The sequence below is a fragment of the Sphingomonas daechungensis genome (genome assembly GCF_039543105.1).
Taxonomy (GTDB): domain Bacteria; phylum Pseudomonadota; class Alphaproteobacteria; order Sphingomonadales; family Sphingomonadaceae; genus Sphingomicrobium; species Sphingomicrobium daechungense.
This window is the reverse complement of sequence record NZ_BAABJC010000001.1, coordinates 2,312,348-2,335,248: the sequence shown is the minus strand read 5'-3', so window position 1 is coordinate 2,335,248 and position 22,901 is coordinate 2,312,348. Positions and strand designations below refer to the sequence as shown.

The window sequence follows — 22,901 nt, the reverse complement described above, 5'->3', positions numbered from 1 at the left end:
CCCGGGGGAGGGGCTACTTTGTTGAATCCGAAACTGATGAGCGTTGTCGGGATCCTTGCGATCCTTGCCATCGCGTTCCTGCTCTCGACCAACCGCAAGGCGATCAAGATTCGAATCGTTGGCGCAGCGTTCGCGCTGCAGGCGGCGATTGCCTGGCTCGTCTTGTGGACGAGCTGGGGCCGCGCCGGAATCCAGTCACTGTCGAACGGCGTCGCCAACCTGCTCGGGTACGCCAACAAGGGCACCGAGTTCCTGTTCGGGCCGAGCGACCAGAACCCGCTCGCCCACACTTTCGCGATTGCGGCCCTCCCCGTGATCATCTTCTTCGCGAGCCTTGTCGCTATCCTCTACTATCTCGGCATCATGCAGCGGATCGTGCGCTGGGTCGGCGGAGCGATCGGCTGGGTCACCGGCATCAGCCGCGTCGAGTCCTTAAGCGCCGCGGCGAATATCTTCGTCGGCCAGTCGGAATCGCCGCTGGTGGTTCGACCCTACCTCGCTGCCTTGCCGCCATCGCGCTTGTTCACGGTCATGTGCGTAGGCATGGCCGGCGTCGCAGGCACGATCCTCGCCGCTTACGCAAGCCTGCTCGGGCAAAGCTATCTGCCTTACCTTCTTGCCGCGGCCTTCATGTCGGCACCGGGCGGAATCCTGATGGCCAAGATGGTCATGCCGGACGATCCGAATGACCCGTCCGAAGATGCCGATGTGGACGTCTCGGAAACGTTTGAGGAAGGCGTAAAGCCCGCCAACATCATCATGGCAGCAGCCCAAGGCGCGCAGACCGGCGTGAAGCTGGCCGTCGCGGTTGGTGCGATGGTGCTTGCGTTCGTCGCTCTCGTCGCGCTTGCCAACGGTCTGCTTGGCGGGCTCGGCAACATGGTCGGCATTCCCGATCTCAGCTTCCAGCGGCTAGTGGGCTATATCTTCCAGCCGATCATGTTCCTGATCGGCGTGCCGTGGGATCAGGCCAATGCCGCCGGAGGCCTGTTCGGCACCAAGCTGGTGCTGAACGAATTCGTCGCTTTCATCGATCTCGGGCAAATGGGCGCTGAAGTGCTGAACGATCGCAGCCGGGCCATCGTGACGTTTGCGCTGTGCGGCTTTGCCAATTTCAGCTCGATTGCCATCCAGATGGCGGTGACGGGCGGCCTCGCCCCCAACCAACGTCCGGTGATCGCCAAGCTCGGGATTCGCGCCCTGTTGGCCGGTTCGCTCGCCAACCTTATGAGCGCGGCGCTTGCCAGCCTGATGCTTCCTTAAGTCCCTGTCATTGCGAGGAGCCGCAGGCGACGCGGCAATCCATGGATTGCTTCGCTTCGCTCGCAATGACGAGTAGAGAGTAAGAAATGGCCACAATTACTGCCGACCACATTGCGTCCGTGTCACTGAAGGACGCCGACTCCAATCCTGACGAGTTTGCCGAAAAGCTGGGCCGAAGCTTCGAGGATTACGGGTTCGCGATCATCGCCGACCACGACATTCCCGACGAGCTGATCCACCGCGCCGAGGAGAAGGCGAAGGCTTTCTTCGCGCTGCCTGAGGCGGTTAAGAAAACATACTTCCTCGCCAACGGCGGCGGACAGCGGGGCTACACGCCTTTCGGGATCGAGACCGCCAAGGGTGCCAAGGCGCACGATCTCAAGGAATTCTGGCACGTCGGCCGCGACCTGCCCGCAGGACACCCGTTCCGCTCGCACATGCCGGACAATGTCTGGCCGTCGGAAGTGCCGAGCTTCAAGGACACGTTCACCGAACTGTTTGCGACCTTCGATCGGACCGGCCTCAAGGTCCTGCGCGCAATCGCCCGCTACCTGAAGATCGACGAGGATTATTTCGCAGACACGGTCCGCGACGGAAACTCAATCCTGCGCGCACTCCACTACCCGCCGCAAAGCGAGCCGACCGGCCAGCACATCCGCGCCGGCGCGCATGAGGACATCAACACGATCACGCTTTTGCTTGGCGCTGAGGAAGCGGGACTCGAGCTTCTGACCAAGGACGGCCGCTGGATCCCGGTGTCACCCAAGCCGGGCGAACTGGTAATCAACATCGGCGACATGCTGCAGCGGCTGACCAACGGCCGCCTCCGCTCGACCTCGCACCGCGTCGTCAATCCGCGGCCGGACCGCGCCAGCCACGCGCGCTACTCGATGCCTTTCTTCCTGCACTTCCGCTCGGACTATCTGATCGAAGCGCTGCCAGGCACCGTGGCAGCCGGCGAAGAGCCGAAGTGGCCGCCGATCACCGCACACGATTACCTCCAGGAGCGGCTGCGCGAGATCAAGCTCGTCTGAATTCCAATGGCTCCTGTCCCGTTCCGGGACAGGTCGTTGAACAAGTCCATGGACTCAGCGCCCCGTGAGAGTCATCCGCCTCACTCTGTTTGAGCAATGCGGTGAGTTTTCGAATGAAATTGCCCGCTTGCGTGTTGGTCCTCGCGGCCGTCGCAACCACCCCAGCCATCGCCCAACGGGCGGAGGGGCCGTCAGCCGCGGCGCGCCAGGTCTATGGCGCCGCCGCGGTTGCAGCCAACTATGGCTCGATCACCAGCATCTACCGCTCCGTCGCCCACAATCGCGCGGTGGGCGGAGTCTCCAACAGCTATCACCTGCAGGGCCGAGCGATCGACGTCGCACGCCGCCCCGGCGTTACGCACGCCATGATCGCGACTGCACTGACCCGCGCCGGGTACAGGATGGTCGAGTCCCTGGACGAGGGCGATCACAGTCACTTCGCCTTCGCCGGCCCAGGGACGACGGTCGCGCCGGAGCAAGTCGCCGTGGCCTACCCACCTCCGCCAGATCCGACGGCGCCGAAGCCGCAAGCGGTGCGAGCCGACGATCACGGAACGCTTCGCATCGACCTTCCGCCCGCGCAGCTGGCGTCACGCTAGACCGACAGCTTCGGGTCGCCTTCAAGCACTTCCTGCTTGAGGCGGGGCCGCTCCCCGCCTTCCCACAAGCTCGCTGTATGCCGCACGCGATACCGTAAGGGCCCGCCATCGGGCGTCGTCGCGCGCGTGACTGGCCGCGGAATGCAAACGAACTCGGTCTGCACGGTCTCCAGAGTCGCAGTCACCACCGAATAACCGTGGCCGCCCATGTCGATGAATTCGAGATGCGGCGCATTGTCGGGATTCGTCAGTCGGCGCGCGGCCTCGATGTCGCCCGACTTCGCATATTCAAGCGCGCTGCGGACGCCGCGCTTCAGGGACAGGTTGCAGGTCGCCTCAAACTTGCCGTTTCCGCGATCGGCGGTGAACAGAGGCCGCAGCGGGTGCTTCTTGAGGTTGTACTCCATCGCCTCGGCCATGCCCGGCGCGGAGATGGAGCCGGTGACGAATGCGATGCCAACCGGATCGAACGACTGCGGCGGTAGCGCCTTGGCCGAATAGCCTGCCCAGAAGCTGTGGCGATCGCCCGACACGGTGACCAGCCCACCGATCTTCCGGTCGCGGACGAAATCGTACAGCTCCGCCCTCTCGTGGTAGCTGCCGCTCATGTCGCCGCCGCCGGTGCAAGCATAGCCCGCAACCGGCCACGGCTTCGCCGCTAGCCCTAGCGGAAGATTCTGGGGGTCGAAGCGCCAGTCAAGCGTCGGGTTTGTGGCCGCCCATACCTTCCAGGTGGCCTTGGACTCGGCGAGCTTACTCTTGAACCATGCCTTCTGCTGCCGCCCGAGCAAGGTCATCGGCGCCTCGCCCTTGCGGAAGTTGGGGACCGCCTTGTCACCTACCATGATGACTTCGGGCGGATTGCCGCCGTTGTATGCCCGTCCGCCGTCCAGCACCTCGGTCCATTCTTGCGGAAACATGTTCGGGAAGTCGCCGGGGTCGAGCGCAGCGACCTCCGGCCGCGAAGTCGGGTCCTGCATCATGTAGGCGTGCATGTCGGTGATGATCAGCTCGACGTTCCGGCCGTACCGCAGCGCGCGATAGGCGGTCATGCTTCCGATCGCTGTCCGATTGTTGGGCTCATCGCCGAAGCCGTCGTCGTCGACTTTGGTGATCGGCGTGTTCTTGACCGTGGGCCCTTCAAACGACTGGAGCCCGGGTCCCGACGCCTTGCGGACGCGCGAGGGGATATATTCCCACCAGGCCTGGTTTGCCGCGACCCTGAGTTCCTGCGCCGGCTCGGGCTCACCGTCGTACTGGATCGTGCTCTGCCAGCCTTTCCACGAGAATTCGTGATTGTCGCCCATGCAGATGAACGGGAAATGCGCGCGAGCGTCCTGGATATCGGGATCGCGAACATGGCCCTGGTAGACGACACGGTATCCGGCGAGATCGGTGGGAACGTGGAAGTTGTAGACCTTCCGCGAATTCGGAATCTTGCCGATGTCGTAGACGGTGCGGCCGTAGCGGTGCGCGACCTCCTCCGGGTATTCGACGACCTCGTAAATGAAATCGCCGAGGTGGAGCACGAAGCCGAGACGCTCCTCCGCAGGCTTCCGCTCGTCTTCCCAGATCAGCCGGCGGTAGGCGTTCTGGGCGCCTTCGTTGACGCTCTGGCAGGATACGAAGGCGAAGCTGACGAGCCGCGAATCCTCGTCCGATGGCGCGGTAATCGTGCGGCCCACCCGGCTTCCGGCGCCGGTCGCATCCGTGAAGCGGTACCAGTAAACGGTCGCGGGCCTCAGGCCGCCCGCGAATACCCGGCAGGTCCAGTCGGATTCCGCAAGCACCGGCACCCGGGTTGTCGAAACCACGCGTCTGAACTCCGGGTCCAGCGCCACTTCGACTGTTAGCGCGTGCCGATCGCCGCTATCGAAGGGGCGCCGTGTCCACAGGATCACGCTGTTCGAATCCGGATCGCCCGAGGCTACTCCATCCGGATAAAGGTCGCGCCGCTCGACCCATTTTACGCGAGACTTCGAAACCGCGGCGCTCGGCCATGCGAGCGCTGCGCCAAGCGCCGTGGCGGACGCGATGAATGAACGTCGATCGAGCTTCGTCATGTCGTGACGCTAACGAAACGCCGACAAACCCAACGCCCTATTCAGCAAGCCGGAGCGCCCGTTCGACGAACCGCCGATCGATGCGTCAGGCCGGTGTCACCTCATAGGACCGGGTCCAGGTGATCCCGTCCTCGCTTTCCTCCAGCGTCCCGCCACTCGGCCAGCGCACGTAGAGGTTGCGGTTGCGGTCGATGCCGTTGGTCATCAAGTCCGTTCGCGCGAGCTGTTCATATTTGGTGACGATCTCGTCTTCGGTTCCCTCGGCAGTCACTTCGACCCAAATGCCGTTGCGCCATTCCAGCGTGACATCCTGGCCTTTCCAAGTTCCCGTATATTTGCTGGGAAGCGCGTCGGCTGCGGGTGTCTCCGCAACGGCTTGCGGCTCGTCAGTGGCCTGCGTTTCCTGGGTCGCCGCCGCCGCCTGCTCGGCTTGAGCGGGCTCGGCCGGCCCAAACAGGTCGAGCTGGCCCGCGGCGGCTTTCAGACCTGCCAGTGCGAGCACCACGGCCGTCAAGCCACCAATCCATCCGGTGACGTTATTGAAGAACTTCGGGCGTTCGCCGCCCGCTTCCGGTTGAGGTTCGTCAGTCATCCCGCCCCCTGTTGGCCGATGTCGAACGGCGCCGATATGCCATGAAATTCAATCAGCGTCGCGTAGGTTTGCTGGTCCAAATCCATGCGGGAGCAACTCGCCGATACGATGCCGATCGACCGCCGATCCTTCACCATTCGAGCACAGGATTTCGACGTCCCGCCCGGACAGCTGCGCCGCTTCGAAAATCGCCTGCCGGCAGCCTCCGCACGGCGTGCAGACGATCTGGCCGTTCAAGTCGCCATTCTCCGCTCCGCCTCCCGCGATGGCGATCCGTGCAACCTTGCCGAGGCCAAACTGGTGCTGTGCGGCGGTCAAGGCGCTCTGCTCCGCGCAGATGCCGAGACGGTAGCAGGCGTTTTCCATGTTCGCGCCCGTCACGATCTCCCCGTCGACCGATTCCACCGCGCAGCCGACGTGGAACCCCGAATAGGGCGCGTAGGCCTTCAATGCGGCGGATCGCGCCAAAGCGAGCAGGTCTTCTTCCGTCATGCTCTTGTCCTTAAGGCCGTGCACGGGGCATGCGCTAGTCTTCCGAATCTGTGAGTCTGAGTTGATGAAAGCACGGTTGTTCCTGATCGCCGCAACGGTTTGCGTGCTGATCCCCTCGCCGGCCTTTGCTTGGGGGAAGACCGGGCATCGCGTCGTGGCGGCGCTTGCGGATGCGCAACTGAGCGGGCTAGCCCGGGCGCATATCAAGGAAATCCTCGGCGGTGCGGAAAGCCTGGACGAGGCTGCGACTTGGCCCGACGAAATGCGGTCAGACCCCGCTCCCTTCTGGCAGAAGAAGTCGGGCCCGTATCACTACGTCACGTTGAACGGGGTGGTCTACGACCATGCTCCGCCCGAAGGCGACGCGCTCGAAGCGCTGAACCGGTACAGCGCGACCCTGCGCGATCCGAACGCCAGCCTCGCTGACAAGCAGCTTGCACTACGTTTCATCGTTCACCTGGTCGGCGACCTTCACCAGCCTCTCCACGTCGGCAAATGCTGCGACAAGGGCGGCAATGAGGTGAAGGTGAAGTGGTTCGGGCGCGACCTGAACCTGCATTCGGTTTGGGATTCAGCGCTGGTCGACGACGAGCAATTGAGCTTCACCGAGTTGGCCGCCAAGCTGCAGCGCCATACCAGCAACGAGGACGTCATCCGCTGGTGGGACATCAACCCGCGCGACTGGATCAGCGAAAGCGGCCAGATCCGCGAGACGCTCTATCCCGAAATGCCGCCCAAGGGTGCGAAGGACAAGAAGGGGCAACCCGCGGTGCCCGAGCTATCCTACGCCTACGTCTACAAGCTCACGCCGGTCATGGAGCAGCGCCTGAAACAGGCGGGCGTCCGCCTCGCTGCCTACCTCAACGCCATCTACGCGCAGCCGCAGCCGGCCGCCCGCTGATGTCCCGCAAGTTCGTCGTCGTCGCGCTTCTGGCGCTGGCCGGTTGCGCGGGCCAGCCTGTCGTATTCGACCCGAACGCGCCGCCGCACCCGATCGAAGTTCAGATCCTTGCGTTCAACGACTTCCACGGCAATCTCGAGCCGCCCGCTCCGGTCGAGATCGCTGAGCCCGACGGAACCAAGCGCAAGATCCAGACCGGTGGAGTCGCGCACCTGGCGGCAGCGCTGACCCAGCTCCGTTCCGGGCACTATAACGGCGTCACCGTATCAGCGGGCGATACGATCGGCGCTTCGCCTTTGATCTCCGCCAATTACCTCGATGAGCCGACGATCGAGGCGATGAACTTGCTCGGGCTCGAGTTCAATTCGGTCGGCAACCACGAATTCGATCGCGGCTCGGAGGAGCTGAAGCGAATGCAATCCGGTGGGTGCGCGAAGTTCACCCGACGCGCACCGTGCGCCGTCGAGCCGTTCATCGGCGCACGGTTCCAGTACCTCGCCGCCAACGTCGTTCAGGCGGACGGCTCTACCGTCTTTCCATCGACCGGAATCAAGCGCTTCGGGCCGGTGACGATCGGCTTCATCGGAATGACGCTCAAAGGAACAGCCAACATCGTGACGCCCTCGGGAGTCAAAGGACTGACCTTCGTCGACGAGGCGGCGACTGCAAACGCCCTGGTTCCTGCGCTGAAAGCGCAAGGGGCGGACGCGATCGTCCTGCTCATCCACCAGGGTGGGAAGACGGCTCAGTTCACTGCCGGCAATTCCTGCGACGGCCTCAGCGGCGACATCCTCCCGATCCTGTCGAAACTCGATCCCGCGATCACCACCGTCGTGTCCGGCCACACGCACTGGGCCTACATCTGCAACGGAACTGCGGAGACCGGGGCCGGCCGGCTGATGACCAGCGCCGGCAAGAACGGCTATTTCGTTACCGACATCCGCCTGAACTTCGACCGTTCGAGCCACCAGCTGATCCGCCAGGGCGCCAGCAATGTCGTCGTCGGCAATGGCGAGCACGGGACCGACGCCGCCGCTCAGGCGCTGGTGAGCCGCTATGCGGAGGCCGTGGCTCCGATCGCGTCCAAGGTCGTCGGCCATTTGACCGAGAAAGCCGGTACCGACGCGGACGACGGCGAAAGCGCAGCGGCCGACCTCATCGCCGACGCCCTGCTCGGCTCGACACGCGCTCCGGAGAATGGCGGCGCCCAGCTCGCGCTCGTCAATGCGACGGGCGTGCGCATCGCGCTGCCGGCGGGGGACGTGCTCTACAAGGACGCGTTCGCGATGATGCCGTTCGGGAACAATCTCGTCGTAATGACCCTGACTGGCGCGCAGCTGAAAGCCGCGCTGGAGCAACAGTACGCAATTCCACTCGAGGCGGGCCGCACGCGACCTGCGGCGCTCGCGCCCTCGGAGGGGTTCGCCTACGCCGTTGACATGTCCAGGCCTGAGGGAAGCCGCGTGACCGACATGCGGCTGAATGGAAAGCCTGTCAGCCCTTCAGGCCGCTACCGGGTCGTCGTGAACAATTATCTCGCATCGGGCGGGGACAGCCTGACGGCATTCACCAAAGGAACCGAGCTGACCGACAAGGGCGTCGTCGATCTCGACGCATTCGTCGCCTGGATCGCACCGGGGAGGTCACCGCCGAGGCCTGATCGCGTGCGCTTTCTCCCCTAGCGCAGCGGCGGTTCGTCGAAACTGCGCAGCTTGCGCGAATGCAGGCCCTCGCCTTCCTTCAACAGCAAGCCCAACGTCTGGATGCCGATCCGGAGGTGCTGGCCGATCGACGTTTCGTAGAAGTCGTTCGCCTGACCTGGAAGCTTGAGCTCGCCATGAATCGGCTTGTCCGAGACGCACAGCAATGTTCCGTAGGGCACCCGGAAACGGTAACCCTGCGCAGCCACCGTCGCCGATTCCATGTCGATCGCCACGGCTCGGCTCTGGTTGAAGCGCTTCGCAGACTGGGTGAAGCGAAGCTCCCAGTTGCGGTCGTCGGTGGTGACGACGGTGCCCGTCCGCAGCCGGGTCTTGACGCTGTCCTCGTCCCCACCGGTGACCTGCACTGTCGCCTCGAACAATGCCCGCTGGACCTCGGCGATCGCCGGCAATGGGATTTCCACCGGAAGTACATCGTCGAGAACATGATCGTCGCGAAGGTAAGCGTGAGCGAGGACATAGTCGCCGATCCGCTGGGTCGGGCGAAGGCCGCCGCAATGGCCGATCATCAGCCACACCTCGGGCCGAAGCACGGCGATGTGATCGCAAATCGTCTTCGCATTCGAAGGGCCGACGCCAATATTCACGAGCGTGATGCCCCCGCCTCCCTCGGCGATGAGGTGGTAGGCCGGCATCTGGTGCCGCCGCCATGTGCCCGCTGCGATCTGCGCTTCGGCATCGGTCAGGTGACTGCGATCATAGAATCCCCCAGGCACCGACAGGCCGGTGTAGGGACTGCCCTCCCGCCGAAGCTCATCGATCGCAAAGCGGACGAACTCGTCGACGTAGCGGACGTAGTTGGTGAACAGGACGAAGTGCTGGAAGTGGCCGCTGTCGGTGCCAGTGTAATGCTTCAGCCTCGCCAGGCTGAAGTCGGTCCGGGGGCCGTCGAACAGGGCCAGCGGCCGTGCGTCTCGCATCGAGTAATCCCAGTCGCCGTCCGCGATCTCATCGCCGATGTGGGACAGCTCGTTCGACGGGAACCATCGCGATAGCTCGGCGGCAGTCACCCGGTCGACATTGATCCCGCTTCCGTCGAGCACGTAGGGATACGGGATCTCGCTCTCGCTGCGTCCCACCTCGACGACGACGCCATAGTCGGCGACGAGATATTCGAGCTGCGTCTTGAGATAGTCGCGGAACATCGCGGGCCGGGCGATGCTGCAGGCGTAGGTTCCGGGCTGCGTCAGGCGGGCGAAGGCCCGGGTCAGGCGTCCGGCGGTCTGGTCGCCGCGATAGGTGACGCGAAGTTCGGGATAGGCAAATGCGCGGTCCGCCCTCAGCGCTGGATCCGGTTGTGTTCCGTTTTCACAATAAGCGGCAAGCGCTTCACGAAGACTGGCGACCGACTGGTCGTAGATGGAACAGAGCTGGTCGAGGATTGCCGCGATGTCGTTGGATGCCATGAGCCGGCACGCTTGGCCTCAACGACCCCCGCAGACAAGGATTTTGTTGTGACAGTCCCGTGGATCAGTGCTGCATCTGCAGGTTCGTCATCTCCGGCCCCGGCATCACATTGTGGTTCATATGGGACATGATCCAGATCGTCCCGATCATCACCAGGAAGACGATCAGCACGCCGAACGCGAGCGCGAGGACGTTGTTGGTATTGTCCGGCCCGCTGGTGATGTGGAGGAAGAAGACGAGGTGAACGCCCATTTGCGCGATGGCGAGCACCACCAGGCCCACGGCAACGCCCGGACCCCACAGGGCACCCGTCGAGGCAACCCAGAACGAAATGCCGGTTAGCAGCAGGGCCAGGCCGAGGCCGATGACATAGGCCCAGGTTTCGCTGACGATATTGCTGTGCGGCTGGCCCGGCGCGACGTCGAGCAGATGGTCCTCGTTCTGGCTCATGGCAGCGTCCCGATCAGATAGACGATGGTGAAGATGGCCACCCAGATGATATCGAGGGCGTGCCAGAAGATGCTGAGGCAGAGCAGTCGGCGGACGATGTGCTCCCTGAAACCCTTCGCCCAGATCTGCGCCATCATCGTCCCGATCCACAGCAGGCCGGCCGTGACGTGGGCGCCGTGGCAGCCGACGAGTGTGAAGAAGGATGAGAGGAAGGCGCTCCGCTGCGGCCCCGCGCCCTCGCCGATCATGTAGGTGAACTCGTAGACCTCGATAAACAGGAAGATCGCGCCGAGCACACCGGTCACGAGCAGCCAGATCTGCGTCCAGGCCATGTTCTTCCGCCTCGCCGCGATCATCGCCAGCCCGCAGGTGAAGCTGGACAGCAGCAATGCGACGGTTTCGATCGCAACCAGTCTGCGGTCGAACAGCTGGTTGGTCGTCGGCCCGCCATCCGTCGCATTGACCAACGAGGCGTAGGTGGCGAACAGGGCCGAGAAGAGGATCATGTCCGAAAGGACGAACAGCCAGAAGCCGTACGGGACGACGATGCTCTTCGATTCCGGACCGCGGTGGCCGAGGCCCGTGTCTTCCGAGCCTCCGTGCGTCAGTCCGACGGCTGCAGCTTCAGTGGTCATGTGGACTGACTCAGATTGTGCAGATGTTCCATGCGAATTCGGCGCCGCTCACGAGCGTTCTTCCGCACCTCGTCGACGGGGATGATGTGCTCATGCTCGTCCTGCCAGGCGTACCAGACGAAGACCGCGAAGGCGCCGATCAGGCCGAGGATGGCGAGCCACCAGATGTGCCAGATCACTGCGAAGCCGCAGACGGAAGCGAAGAAGGCGCAGATCACGCCGACCGGAGTGCTCACCGGCATTTCGATCGGCTGGTAGTCGGGCTCCTTGATCAGGGCATCCTGCTTGATGGCGGTCTGCTTGCGGGTCCAGTAGGCCTCTTCGCCGTGAACGTCGGGAAGCACTGCGAAATTGTAGTGTGGCGGCGGCGAGAGCGTCAGCCATTCCAGCGTACGGCCGTCCCACGGGTCGCCGGTGACGTCCATGCGCTGGTCGCGCGTCTTGATCGAATACCACAGCTGCACGACGGTCAGGACGATCCCGACGCCGATGATCACCGCGCCTAGCAACGCAACGTGCAGCCACGGAGCGAAGCTGGGGTCGGAGATGTGCTGCATGCGCCGCGTGCCGCCCCAGAAGCCGAGCACATAGAGCGGCATGAAGGCGAGGTGGAAGCCGATGAACCAGCACCAGAAGACCGCTTTGCCCAGCCCCTCGTGAAGCATGAAGCCGAACGCCTTCGGGAACCAGTAAGTGTAACCGGCCATCAAGGCGAAAACGACGCCGCCGATGATCACCTGGTGGAAGTGGGCGACCAGGAACAGGCTGTTGTGGACGATGAAATCGACCGGCGGAATGGCGAGGAGAACGCCAGTGAGGCCGCCGATCACGAAGGTCAGCATGAAGCCGATCAGATAGTACATCGGTACCGTGAAGCGGACGCGGCCGCCGTACATCGTGAACAGCCAGTTGTAGATCTTCACGCCGGTCGGAATGCCGATGATCATGCTGGCGATGCCGAAGATCGCGTTGATGTTCGCGCCCGCTCCCATCGTGAAGAAGTGGTGCAGCCAGACCATGAAGGAGATGATGCAGATGGCGAGGGTCGCGAAGACCATCGAGCGATAGCCGAACAGCGGCTTGCCCGAGAACGTCGCGGCGACTTCCGAGTAGATTCCGAAGGCGGGCAGGATGAGGATGTAGACTTCCGGATGCCCCCAAACCCAAATCAGGTTCATGTAGAGCATCGAGTTGCCGCCGCCGTCGTTCGTGAAGAAGTGGAAGTCGAGGTAGCGGTCGAGCATCAGCATCGCCAAGGTCGCGGTGAGGACCGGGAAAGCGGCAAGGATCAGCAGGTTCGAGGCCAGCGAAGTCCAGCAGAACACCGGCATGCGCAGGTAGCTCATGCCCGGCGCGCGGATCTTCAGGATCGTCGTCACGAAATTGACGGCGGTCAGGACGGTTCCGACGCCGGATATCTGCAGCGCGACAAGGTAGTAATCGACCCCGACACCGGGGGAGAATTCCTTCTCGCTGAGCGGCGGGAAGGCGAGCCAGCCGGTCCGCGCGAACTCGCCGATGAACAGGCTGAGATTGATCAGCAGCGCGCCCGATGCGGTCAGCCAGAAGCTGACGTTGTTCATCGTCGGGAAGGCCACGTCGCGAACGCCGAGCTGCAGCGGCACGACGAAATTCATGAATCCGATGACAAATGGCATCGCCACGAAGAAGATCATGATCGTGCCGTGAGCGGAGAAGATCTGGTTGTAATGCTCGGGCGGCAAATACCCCTGCGAAGCGCCGATCGCCATCGACTGCTGCGCGCGCATCATGATCGCGTCCGCGAAGCCTCGCACCAGCATTAGCAGCGCCAGGACGATATACATGATGCCGATGCGCTTGTGGTCGGTGGAGGTGATGTATTCGTCGCGAAGATAAGGCCACCAACCCTTGCGCCAGACGAGGATGGCGACAGCCGCGACCGTCACGAGGACCACGGCCGACGTGATCAGCGGGATCGGATCGTGGAACGGAATGGCGTCCCAGGTCAGCTTGCCGAAAATGACACTCATCCCGCGGGACTTTCAGCTTGTGGGTTGTGCGGCAGCTGCTGCGGAGGCGGCGCCTTGTTCGCGACGATGGCGTCGAACAGTCCCGGCGCAACCGCGCCGTAGGTCATCGGCTTCACATAGCTGCTCGGCTTGGAAAGCTCGGCAAAACCCTTGGCGTCGAGCGCAGCCCCCTGCCCGCGCGCGCCCTGGGCCCACATCGCGAACTGGTCGGGCGGCAGGACCTCGGCCTTGAACTCCATCCCGGGAAAGCCGTCGCCGCTGAAATGGGCCGACAATCCGCCATAGGTGCCGGGGCGATCGGCCTGAAGGTTCAGGCGCGTCTGCATCCGCGGCATGGTGTAGATCATCGTCCCGAATTGCGGGACGAAGAAGACGTTCCAGACGGTGCCCGATGTTAAGCGGAAGCTGACCGGCGTGCCTTGGGGGACGACCAGCCGATTGACGGTGGCAATACCTTGATCGGGGTAGATGAAGAGCCACTTCCAATCGAGCGAAACGACTTCGACGTTCAGCGCCGGCTTGTCAGAGACCAGCGGCTTGCTCGGCTCCAGGTCGTGGCTCCCGATCCAGGTGATGCCGCCCAGCAGCATGATCGTCAGCGCCGGGATCGACCAGACGACGAGCTCGACGGCGCCCGAATATTCCCAGTCCGGAAGGTAGGTCGCCTTCTTGTTGCCGCGGCGGAACCACCAGGCGAATGCGACCGTCGCGATCATCGTCGGGATGATGATCGCCAGCATGATCGCGGTCGAATTGATGAGGATCGTTTTCTCGGCCTGGCCGACCGGCCCGACCGGGTCGAGGATGCCCCGATCGCATGCAGACCCCAGCAAAATTAGGCCGGAGAGCGCGCCAAGCCGGACTGCCAGTCTCAGCTGACAACCTTCATTTCGATCTTGACGCGCGAATGAATTCACGGTCCCCCACCGACTTGAAACTGGGTCGAAGCCCAGACGAATGCGAACTGGTCGGGGTTCCCTTAGGCCCGGCCATTTCCCGGGGCAATAAGGCGAAAGGCGGCCCACGAAATAGTGGAAACTACGTAGGCATTGCAGACATCCATGGCTCGGCTAGGGTCGGAAAGAGCTATGAAACGCATTGCCATTCCTCTCACCGCTACGCTCACGGTGCTCGCCTCGCCCGCTATCGCCCAAGCTCCCGCGCAGGCCGTCGCGGCCACTGCACTGCCGAATGGAGTCGAAATTTCCAACGGCGCCGCGACCATCCGTGTCCAGGCGCTGACCGACTCCATTATCCGAGTGCGGATCGCCCGAGGCGGAGCGTTCCCCGAGGACGCCAGCTGGGCCGTTTCGGCGGCTACTCGACACGAAGGTGTGCCCGTCCAATCCCTTGCCGACGGCTTCCAGACCCATGCCCTGCAGGTTCACGTCTCGCCAAAGTCACTCGGATTGACGATCACCGACCGGCAGGGCCTGGTCGTCGTTCGCGATAACGAAGCGCGACCGCTCCAGTTCGACGGCAACGGCTTCACACTTCGCAAGTCCACTCCCGCCGCCGAGCAATTCTACGGATTCGGCGACAAGACCGGGCCCTTCAATCGGCGCGGCGCGAGCTACGTCAACTGGACGACAGACGCATGGGGTTTCGATCGCGGAACCGACCCCATCTACAAGTCGATCCCCTTCTATATCGCCACCGGCGACAAGGCCGGCGCCTACGGCCTGTTCCTCGATAACACGTTCCGCAGCGGCTTCGATTTTGCCCATCGCGACCCGGAAACTGTGGCCATCTCCGCCGACGGCGGCCCGATCGATTATTACATCATCGCCGGTCCAACCGTTCCGGACGTCGTCCGCCGCTACACCGATCTGACGGGCAAGGCGCCGCTGCCGCCGCGCTGGGGCATGGGCTACCAGCAGTCTCGCTACAGCTACATGACCGCGACCGAGGTCCGCGATATCGCCGCTCGGCTCCGATCCGAACGAATCCCGTCCGACGTCATCTGGCTCGACATCGACTTTCAGGACCGCAACCGCCCCTTCTCGACCAACGCCGAGACCTTCCCCGACCTGAAGGGCCTCGCCCATGACGTCGGCGAAAGGGGCTTCAGGCTTGTCGCCATCACCGACCTGCACGTCGCGGCTGCCGCTAACCAAGGCTATGCTCCCTACGACAGCGGGATCGCCGGCGATCATTTCCTGAAGAATGCGGACCGCAGCCTGTACGTCGCGCCGGTCTGGCCCGGTCCGTCGGTCTTCCCGGATTTCACGCGCAAGTCGAGCCGCGACTGGTGGGGCAACCTCTACAAGCCCTTCGTTGCCGATGGCATCGCCGGCTTCTGGAACGACATGAACGAGCCGGCGATTTTCGAGACGCCGACCAAGACCATGCCGCTGTCGACCACGCATCGCGTCGATAGCGACGACTTCGCCACGCGCACCGCTACGCATGCCGAGCTTCACAACGTCTACGGAATGGAAAACAGCCGGGCGACTTACGACGGATTGCTGAAACTGCGCCCAAATGTCCGCCCGTTCGTAATGACTCGGGCAACATTTGCGGGCGGGCAAAAGTTTGCGGTGACCTGGACTGGCGACAACAACTCCACCTGGGATCACCTGAAGCTCGCGGTCCAGCAGATGCTCAACCTCGGCTTGTCAGGCATCTCCTGGTCGGGCGCGGACATCCCGGGCTTCATCGGCGGCGCAAGTCCGGAACTTGCCACCCGCTGGTATGAGATCGCCGCCTTCACACCGGTCTTCCGCGGCCATGCTGCCAACAACGCCCCCCGGGCCGAGCCGTGGGTTGACGGTCCGGATCACCTCGCCATCCGCCGCCGCTTCATCGAGGAGCGCTATCGCCTGCTCCCTTACTTCTACGAGGTCGCCGAGCAGAACACGCGCACTGGCGACCCGATCATGCGGCCGACCTTCTACGATTATCCGGAGCTCGCGAAATCGCCCTGCGATCAGGCCATGGCCTTCACGCTGGGGCGCGACGTCCTGGTCGCACCCTCGCCCAAACCGGAATCGACGCATCCCTACGATGCCTGCATGCCCGCCCCCGGATGGTACGATTACTGGTCCGGCCTCCCGGTCTCCGGCGAGCGCAAGGACGGTACGCCGTTCGAAGTCGTCCGCGAAACGCCAAGGCTCGACCGGCTGCCCGTCTTTGTTCGGCCCGGGGCGATCATCGCGAAGCAGTCGCTGATCCAGAGCACCTCCGAAACGCCTCAAGGCCCGCTCGAGATTCACGTCTATCCGGGGCACGATTGCAGCGGTAAACTCTACTGGGATGACGGCGTGAGCATTCGTGGCGCGACGCTTCGCCAAACCGTCCGCTGCACGCTCGGCAAGGACGGCATCATGCTGCACTTCGACAAGCGCGAAGGCGGGTTCAAGCCGTGGTGGAAGCAGATTGCGGTCACGATCCACGGGTGGAGCGGCCCAGCCCGCGTTCGCGGCGTGAGGGATGTCGAAGCCGATGCCGCCTCACGGACGGTTCGCTTCACGATCCCGGACCAGAAGGCAGCAGCGGACTTCGTGCTCAGCCGCTTCTGATGGAGTTCGCGCGCCCGTCGAAGCCAAGGCTGGTCCTGTTCGCATTCGGGGACTTTGCCTTCAACATCTACTGGCAGAGCGTGATGCTCTTCCTGTTGTTCTACTACACGGACGCGTTGGACATCCCGATCGCGGTCGCGGCAACCACCTACATGGTCGCCTCCGTTTGGGACGGGATCGCGAATTTTGCGGCTGGAGTGCTCGTCGACCGCCGCCACGGCTCCTTGCGCTATGGTGCGATCCTGACCGCCGGAGCGATCCCGCTCGGGGTCTGCTTCATCCTGATTTACATGCCGCCAATCGGCAGCGGTGCGGTCATGGTCGCCGGAGTGCTTGGTGCCCATCTGCTGTTCCGGACTGCCTACGCAGCGGTCAACGTTCCCTATCTCGCCATGACGGCGCGGATCAGCGCGGACCCTGGCGATCGCGCCTTCGTTGCCGGAATGCGGATGCTGTTCGGCACCGCCGCGGCAGTGATGATCGCGCTGTGCACCGTCCCCCTCGGCCGGTGGCTCACCGGATCGAGCGCATCCGAAGCCTATTTCGCGGCTGCCATGCTGTTCGCAACGATCGGGGCGATCATCCTCGTGATCGTCGGCGTCACTTATCGTGAGAGCGCTCCAATCGAACGCCCGCTCCCGGCAAGCGTGCGCGATGCCCTCGCCAGCCTGGCGCACAACCGCGCATTCATCACCCTGAGCGCAGCGATGACGGCGATGATCGTCGGCATCACCATCCTCAACAAGTCGGTGCTCTACTATTTCAAGTATCTTCTCGACGATCCCGAAGCCGGCCAACTGGCGTTGGCGTCGATGGGAATCGTCAGCGGCGCCGCGATTCCATTCTGGATGCTGCTCGGCCGGGCGGTCGGACTGCGCGCCCTATGGATGATCGCTGCAGGCGTCGGCATTGCGGCGCTCGTGTTCTTTGCCGTGGCCGACATTCACCAGTCAGGGCTGATGCAGCTGTTCCTGATCGCAATGCAGGTGATGATCGTCGGGCTGAACTTCATCTTCTGGGCCATGCTGCCCAACACGATCGAATATGGCGAGCAGGCGACGGGCGTGCACGTGGAAGGCACGGTTTTCGGAGTCGCGGCACTGCTGCAGCGCATCGCCATCGGCATCGCCACCGCGATTCTCGGCTGGAGCTTTGCCTCGGCCGGCTACATCGCCAACATCCACCAGAGCAGCGCGACACTCAGCGGGATGCGAACGACGATCATCTTCGCGCCGATGCTGTTCCTGGCGCTTTCCTGCGTGGCGATGCTGCTCAACCCGCTCGGGCGCGAGAGGGCGCCCAAGCGGACCCGGCCCGAGCCCGCTTAGGCGGTCAGCTGGAACGTGCCGTGGACGCCCTCGGCCTCGGCCGATGGAGCGATCCACACATCGAAGGTCCCGGGCTCGACCGTCGGCGTGTTGGCAACGCCATAGAACAGCAGGTCATCGCGCTTGAGCGTGAAGCGCACGACTTCCGACTGGCCTGGCTCCAGCTTCACCTTGCGGAAGGCCTTCAGCTCACGGACCGGCCGCGTGACGCTGCCTACACGGTCGTGGATATAAAGCTGGACCACCTCTTCGGCGGCGCGCTTGCCACTGTTGGTGACCCGCGCCGACACCGAGATTTCGCCGGTCATCGGCAGGCTCGGCCCGCTGATTGCGAAGTCGCTGTAGGCGATCTTGCCGTAGGTGAGGCCGTGCCCGAACGGGTACAGGGCCGTGTTGGTGATCCCCCGGAACCGTGCCTTGTAATCATCGAGTTTGGGGTCGGGGTTCGGACGGCCGGTCGTCTTGTGCGCGTAGAAATAAGGCTGCTGACCCGACAGATGCGGAAAGCTCGCCGGCAAGCGGCCGGACGGGCTGTATGCGCCGAACAGTACGTCCGCGATCGAATTGCCGGTCTCCGTCCCGAGGAACCAGGTCGCGAGGATCGCCGGCGCATCCTTGACGGCACCTTCGAGCGCCAGGGCGCGACCGTGCTTGAGGACCACGACGATCGGCTTGCCCGTCTTTGCCACCGCCTCCGCAAGGTCCTGCTGCGGCTTCGGCAGCACAATGTCGGCGCGCGACTGAGCCTCGCCCGACATCCCCTGGGATTCGCCGATGGCAAGGACCACGATGTCTGCTGCCTGCGCAGCGGCGACCGCCTGATCAATGCCCCCGGGAATCGGCTGCTCGACCTTAGAGCCTTCAACGGCGACGATCGAATTCTTGTCGGCGACGGCAGCACGGACGCCCGTTTCGAGAGACACCGCATTGGCGTCCGAGCCATAGACCACCCATGGTCCGACCAGGTCGTGCTGGCCGCTCGCGAACGGCCCGATCAGCGCGATCTTCTTGCCCGAGCGCGGCAGCGGAAGCAGGTCGCCTTCGTTTTTCAAAAGGACGATCGACTTGCGCCCGGATTCCCGAGCCACAGCCCGGCTGCGCGGGAGCATCGAGCGCGACTTCTCGCGCTTCTCGTCGATCCGGCGGAACGGATCCTCGAACAGGCCGAGCATGTGCTTCGCTGCAAGCACTCGCCGGACAGATGTGTTCAGCGTTGCCTCGGGGACCTCGCCGCTGCGGACCAGGTCGGGAAGGTACATGCGGTAGAGACCGCTCTGCATGCTCATGTCGACGCCGGCCAAGAAGGCGATCCTCGCGGCGTCGCGCCCATCCTTGGCGTAGCCGTGTTTGATCATCTCCTCGTCGCCCGTGTAGTCGGACACGACGAAACCCTGGAAGCCCCACTCGCCGCGCAGCAGGTCGGTCAGCAGCCAGTGGTTGCCGGTCGCCGGAATCCCGGAGATTTCGTTGAACGAGGCCATGGCGGACAACGCGCCGGCATCGAAGCCAGCCTTGTATGGTCGAAGATAGACCTCGCGCAGCGTGCGCTCCGAAATGTCGACCGTATTATAGTCGAGTCCCGCCTCCGCCGCGCCATAGGCAGCGAAGTGCTTCACGCAGGCGAGGAAGTGCTCGTTGGACTTGAAGTCGCTGCCCTGGAAGCCGTGCACGCGAGCCGCCGCGAACAGGCTGCCGAGCAGCGGGTCCTCGCCGCCGCCCTCAACGCCGCGGCCCCAGCGCTGGTCGCGGGCCACGTCGCACATGGGGGCGAAGTTCCAGTCGATGCCCGCCCCGGCCGCTTCGAAAGCGGCGACTTCGGCGGTCCGCCGTGCAAGCTCCGGCTCAAAACTCGACACTTCGGCAAGGGGAACCGGAAAGATCGTGCGGTGGCCGTGAATGATATCGGCCGCGAAGATGAGCGGGATCTTGAGGCGCGATTCCTTGACGGCGGCAGTCTGCATGATGCGCGCCATGCGGGCGCCATTGCCGTTGAAGACGCCGGTCAGCTGTCCCTGGCGCGTTTCCTCGAGCTGCTTGGGGAAGTTGCTGTCGCTCGGCGGGTTCAAAGCAGCCGCCGCGCCTCCGCCCCAGGCGGAGGCCATCAGGCTCAGCTGACCTGCCTTCTCTTCGAGCGTCATGCGTCCGACGAGATCGTTGACGAAGCCCGGAACCTCCATCCGCCCCGCGGCCTGCAGCAGCGCTCGCGCCGGGCTTGCCAGCCAGGCTGCTGCGGCGCCTGCGCCCATGAGCGCGGCCCTGCGCGAAATGCGCGTATCGAGCATTCTATCTCCCCTTCACTCGCTCTGCGTGGCGCTTCCGAGCTAACCGCCGGATCAGAGTCTTGACGCATGTTGTAACCGGTTACATGACCTAGCCGGTAACGGATTGCAATTACCCATCGGGTGACTTTTGCTGCAATTGGCTTTCAAAGGACCCCATGGCCGACGCGACCATTCGTGATGTTGCTCGCCGAGCGCAAGTCTCGGTTGCCTCGGTGTCGCGCGTCCTCAACCGGCTGGACAATGTCAGCGAGGAGACCCGCGCACGCGTTACGGAGGCGGTCCGCGAACTCGGTTACGTGCCGCACGCCGGGGCACGTAGCCTGAGCCTCGCGCGGACCAATGCGATCGGTGTCGTCCTCCCGGATTTCCACGGCGAGTTCTTTTCCGAGATCGTGCGCGGGATGGACCGGGAGGCGAGCCGGCGCGGCTACATGCTCCTGCTCTCAAACGTCCATGCGGGAAGCGAGCAGTCGGCAAACGCGATGCGCGCCATGCGTGGACGTGTCGACGGACTGGTCATCCTTGCACCGCATTTGTCGGAGGACGAGCTTGCCGATGCCGTTCCTCGCGGTACGCCGGCCGTGCTCATCAACACCCGCGGCGATGCTGGCGGACATCCCGGCGTCCGCCTCGACAATGCCGCCGGGGCCGAGGCGGTCGCGGACCATCTCGCCTCGCTTGGCCGGACGAGGATCGTCCACATCGCTGGCGCGGCTGGGAACATCGACGCGCAGCAGCGCGCGGACGCTTTCCTCGCGGCGCTGCAACGGCGCGGAATCGCCGTCCAGGTCATCGAAGGCGACTTCCTTGAGGAATCCGGCGAGGCCGCCATCGAAGCTTTGCTCAAGGCCGGCGAGAGCTTCGACGGTGTCTTCGCCGCCAACGACATGATGGCCAGCGGCGCACTGCAGGCGCTGAACCGCGCTGGACTCCGTGTGCCGGAGGACGTCGCCGTGGTCGGCTTCGACGACGTGCCGCTCGCACGGCACATCGGTCTTACTACTGTGCAGGTCCACATCGCCGAGCTCGGAGCTCGCGCGCTCGACCGCCTCATTTCGATCCTCGAGGGCAAGGAGGATCCCGGCGGCCAGGAGTTGCACAAGCCTGAGCTCGTCATTCGTTCAACGACCGATCCGAAAGCCAATCCCCGATAATGCTCCTCAACCGTCGCACGCTTCTCAAGAGTTCTTCACTTCTCGTCGCCGGCAGCGCGCTACCGGCCTGCACGTCGATCACCTACGGTTCGTCCGGCCGAACTCTGCCCGCCTTCTACGAGGACATCGAAAAGCGGACCTTCCGCTTCTTCTGGAAAACCGTGAACCGGAAAAACGGCCTCGTTCCCGACCGCTGGCCGACGCCGTCGTTCAGCAGCATAGCCGCGGTCGGTTTCGCGCTTCCGGCCTACGCTGTCGGAGTCGAGCGCGGCTGGTGTACCAGGGCGGAGGCGCGCGACCTGACCCTGACGACACTGCGCTTCTTCTGGAACGCGCCGCAGGGCCCGGAGCCCACCGGCGTTTCTGGCCACAAAGGCTTTTTCTACCATTTCCTCAACATGGAGACGGGGCTTCGTCACAGGACGAACGAACTTTCCAGCGTCGACACCACGATCCTCCTGATGGGCGTGCTGTTCTCCGCCCAATATTACGACCGCGACGATCCCGCCGAGCGTGAGATCCGCCAGCTTGCCAACGCCATTTATGCCCGCGCCGACTGGAAATTCTTCCGTTATGACGGCCGTCCGCAAATCTCGATGGGGTGGCAGCCGGAAAGCGGCCTCATCGAGCGCAACTGGGACGGCTACAACGAGGGGATGTTCGTCTACATCCTCGCGCTCGGCGCCCCGGTCCACGCCGTGCCGCCGAACAGCTGGGACTATTGGACCGCGCCCTATCCGAACTTCTGGCGTGGCGAGGGTCCGACCCGGAGAATCGCCTTCGCACCCCTGTTTGGGCACCAGTACAGCCACCTCTTCATCGACTTCCGCGGCATTTACGACGCGCCGATGCGCGCTGCCGGGTTCGACTATTTCGAGAACAGCCGCCGCGCGACCTATGGCAACCGCGCCTATTGCATCGCCAACCCGATGCGGTGGGATGGCTATTCCGATCGCATCTGGGGCCTCACCGCATGCGACGGCCCGGGCAACTTCGAGCTGCCGTTCAAGGGCGAGACACGGACCTTCTACGGCTATTCCGCCCGAGGACCGATCGGCGAGCCCGATGGTCGTGACGACGGCACGCTCGCTCCTACGGCCGCGCTTTCGTCCCTTCCGTTCGCTCCGGAAATCGTGATCCCGGCGGCGGAGGCCATGCTCAACTATCCCGGGCTCTACTGCGACTACGGCTTTCGCGATTCCTTCAATCCGAGCTTCCGATTTTCGGATCGCAAGCTGGAGACCGGCTCAATCGATCCGAACAGCGGCTGGGTCGCGACCGATTACCTCGGCATCGACCAGGGCCCGATCCTTCTCCAGGCCGCCAACTACCGCGACGATTTCGTCTGGCGCTACACGCGTCAGGTCCCCGCGATCCGGCTCGGGCTGAAGCGAGCAGGGTTCACCGGGGGTTGGCTTTCATCCTAGTCGTCATTGCGAGGAGCAAA

At 63.8% G+C, this 22,901-nt stretch carries 18 protein-coding genes; 9 read left to right on the top strand and 9 right to left on the bottom strand.

The features are described 5' to 3' along the window. Positions 1-36: 36 nt before the first annotated feature. The 3 genes from ABD928_RS12205 to ABD928_RS12195 all read left to right on the top strand — a co-directional run bounded on the left by ABD928_RS12205 (position 37) and on the right by ABD928_RS12195 (position 2,896). Complete coding sequence (locus ABD928_RS12205) at positions 37-1,263, top strand: NupC/NupG family nucleoside CNT transporter (RefSeq protein WP_345169156.1); 1,227 nt, start codon at positions 37-39, stop codon at positions 1,261-1,263. A gap of 86 nt (positions 1,264-1,349) precedes the next feature. Beyond that, positions 1,350-2,297, top strand: a complete 948-nt coding sequence (locus ABD928_RS12200; protein WP_187715007.1) for an isopenicillin N synthase family dioxygenase — start codon at positions 1,350-1,352, stop codon at positions 2,295-2,297. Positions 2,298-2,410: 113 nt separating this feature from the next. Beyond that, positions 2,411-2,896, top strand: coding sequence for a D-Ala-D-Ala carboxypeptidase family metallohydrolase (locus ABD928_RS12195; protein WP_345169153.1), 486 nt, complete (start codon positions 2,411-2,413; stop codon positions 2,894-2,896). Here the strand turns inward: ABD928_RS12195 and ABD928_RS12190 are convergent. From ABD928_RS12190 to ABD928_RS12180, 3 genes are all read right to left on the bottom strand, one after another. Continuing rightward, complete coding sequence (locus ABD928_RS12190; RefSeq protein ID WP_187715008.1) at positions 2,893-4,959, bottom strand: alkaline phosphatase D family protein; 2,067 nt, start codon at positions 4,957-4,959, stop codon at positions 2,893-2,895. The genes ABD928_RS12195 and ABD928_RS12190 overlap by 4 nt on opposite strands. An 85-nt stretch (positions 4,960-5,044) precedes the next feature. Continuing rightward, positions 5,045-5,551: a hypothetical protein gene (locus ABD928_RS12185; RefSeq protein ID WP_187715009.1), complete on the bottom strand. Its 507-nt coding sequence runs from the start codon at positions 5,549-5,551 to the stop codon at positions 5,045-5,047. A gap of 48 nt (positions 5,552-5,599) precedes the next feature. Then, a complete protein-coding gene (locus tag ABD928_RS12180; protein WP_187715010.1) occupies positions 5,600-6,043 on the bottom strand; it encodes a cytidine deaminase in 444 nt (147 codons plus the stop codon). A 64-nt stretch (positions 6,044-6,107) separates the two neighbouring features. On the opposite strand from ABD928_RS12180, the gene ABD928_RS12175 reads away from it, so the two are divergent. Both ABD928_RS12175 and ABD928_RS12170 read left to right on the top strand, forming a co-directional pair. Then, entirely contained in the window at positions 6,108-6,944 is an 837-nt protein-coding gene (locus ABD928_RS12175; protein ID WP_345169147.1) for a S1/P1 nuclease, read from the top strand. Further along, positions 6,944-8,626 (top strand): bifunctional metallophosphatase/5'-nucleotidase, encoded by a 1,683-nt coding sequence (locus ABD928_RS12170; RefSeq protein ID WP_345169145.1) that lies wholly within the window; start codon positions 6,944-6,946, stop codon positions 8,624-8,626. The genes ABD928_RS12175 and ABD928_RS12170 overlap by 1 nt, the downstream gene beginning before the upstream one ends. Here the strand turns inward: ABD928_RS12170 and ABD928_RS12165 are convergent. The 5 genes from ABD928_RS12165 to cyoA form a co-directional block, all read right to left on the bottom strand. Further along, on the bottom strand, positions 8,623-10,071 hold the full coding sequence (locus tag ABD928_RS12165; protein ID WP_345169142.1) for an AMP nucleosidase: 1,449 nt from the start codon (positions 10,069-10,071) through the stop codon (positions 8,623-8,625). The two genes, ABD928_RS12170 and ABD928_RS12165, sit on opposite strands and share 4 nt — an antisense overlap. 64 nt (positions 10,072-10,135) lie before the next feature. After that, on the bottom strand, positions 10,136-10,522 hold the full coding sequence (gene cyoD, locus ABD928_RS12160; protein WP_187715011.1) for a cytochrome o ubiquinol oxidase subunit IV: 387 nt from the start codon (positions 10,520-10,522) through the stop codon (positions 10,136-10,138). Then, on the bottom strand, positions 10,519-11,157 hold the full coding sequence (gene cyoC / locus ABD928_RS12155; RefSeq protein WP_345169138.1) for a cytochrome o ubiquinol oxidase subunit III: 639 nt from the start codon (positions 11,155-11,157) through the stop codon (positions 10,519-10,521). Before cyoC ends, cyoD begins: the two co-directional genes overlap by 4 nt. After that, the gene (gene cyoB, locus ABD928_RS12150; RefSeq protein WP_345169135.1) at positions 11,154-13,169 is read right to left on the bottom strand and encodes a cytochrome o ubiquinol oxidase subunit I; all 2,016 of its coding nucleotides are present in this window, start codon (positions 13,167-13,169) and stop codon (positions 11,154-11,156) included. Before cyoB ends, cyoC begins: the two co-directional genes overlap by 4 nt. Continuing rightward, the gene (gene cyoA / locus ABD928_RS12145; RefSeq protein WP_345169132.1) at positions 13,166-14,002 is read right to left on the bottom strand and encodes a ubiquinol oxidase subunit II; all 837 of its coding nucleotides are present in this window, start codon (positions 14,000-14,002) and stop codon (positions 13,166-13,168) included. The genes cyoB and cyoA overlap by 4 nt, the downstream gene beginning before the upstream one ends. Positions 14,003-14,257: 255 nt before the next feature. Here cyoA and ABD928_RS12140 point away from each other — a divergent pair, with 255 nt between their 5' ends. After that, positions 14,258-16,690: a glycoside hydrolase family 31 protein gene (locus ABD928_RS12140; RefSeq protein ID WP_345169129.1), complete on the top strand. Its 2,433-nt coding sequence runs from the start codon at positions 14,258-14,260 to the stop codon at positions 16,688-16,690. Beyond that, positions 16,690-18,018 (top strand): MFS transporter, encoded by a 1,329-nt coding sequence (locus ABD928_RS12135; RefSeq protein ID WP_345169126.1) that lies wholly within the window; start codon positions 16,690-16,692, stop codon positions 18,016-18,018. Before ABD928_RS12140 ends, ABD928_RS12135 begins: the two co-directional genes overlap by 1 nt. On the opposite strand, the gene ABD928_RS12130 is transcribed toward ABD928_RS12135, so the two are convergent. Beyond that, positions 18,015-20,300: a glycoside hydrolase family 3 N-terminal domain-containing protein gene (locus ABD928_RS12130; RefSeq protein WP_345169123.1), complete on the bottom strand. Its 2,286-nt coding sequence runs from the start codon at positions 20,298-20,300 to the stop codon at positions 18,015-18,017. The genes ABD928_RS12135 and ABD928_RS12130 overlap by 4 nt on opposite strands. A 155-nt stretch (positions 20,301-20,455) precedes the next feature. Between ABD928_RS12130 and ABD928_RS12125 the strand changes: the two genes are divergently transcribed. Beyond that, positions 20,456-21,454: a LacI family DNA-binding transcriptional regulator gene (locus ABD928_RS12125; protein WP_187715013.1), complete on the top strand. Its 999-nt coding sequence runs from the start codon at positions 20,456-20,458 to the stop codon at positions 21,452-21,454. Next, positions 21,454-22,881, top strand: coding sequence for a glucoamylase family protein (locus ABD928_RS12120; protein ID WP_345169117.1), 1,428 nt, complete (start codon positions 21,454-21,456; stop codon positions 22,879-22,881). Before ABD928_RS12125 ends, ABD928_RS12120 begins: the two co-directional genes overlap by 1 nt. The last annotated feature ends 20 nt before the right edge of the window (positions 22,882-22,901 follow it).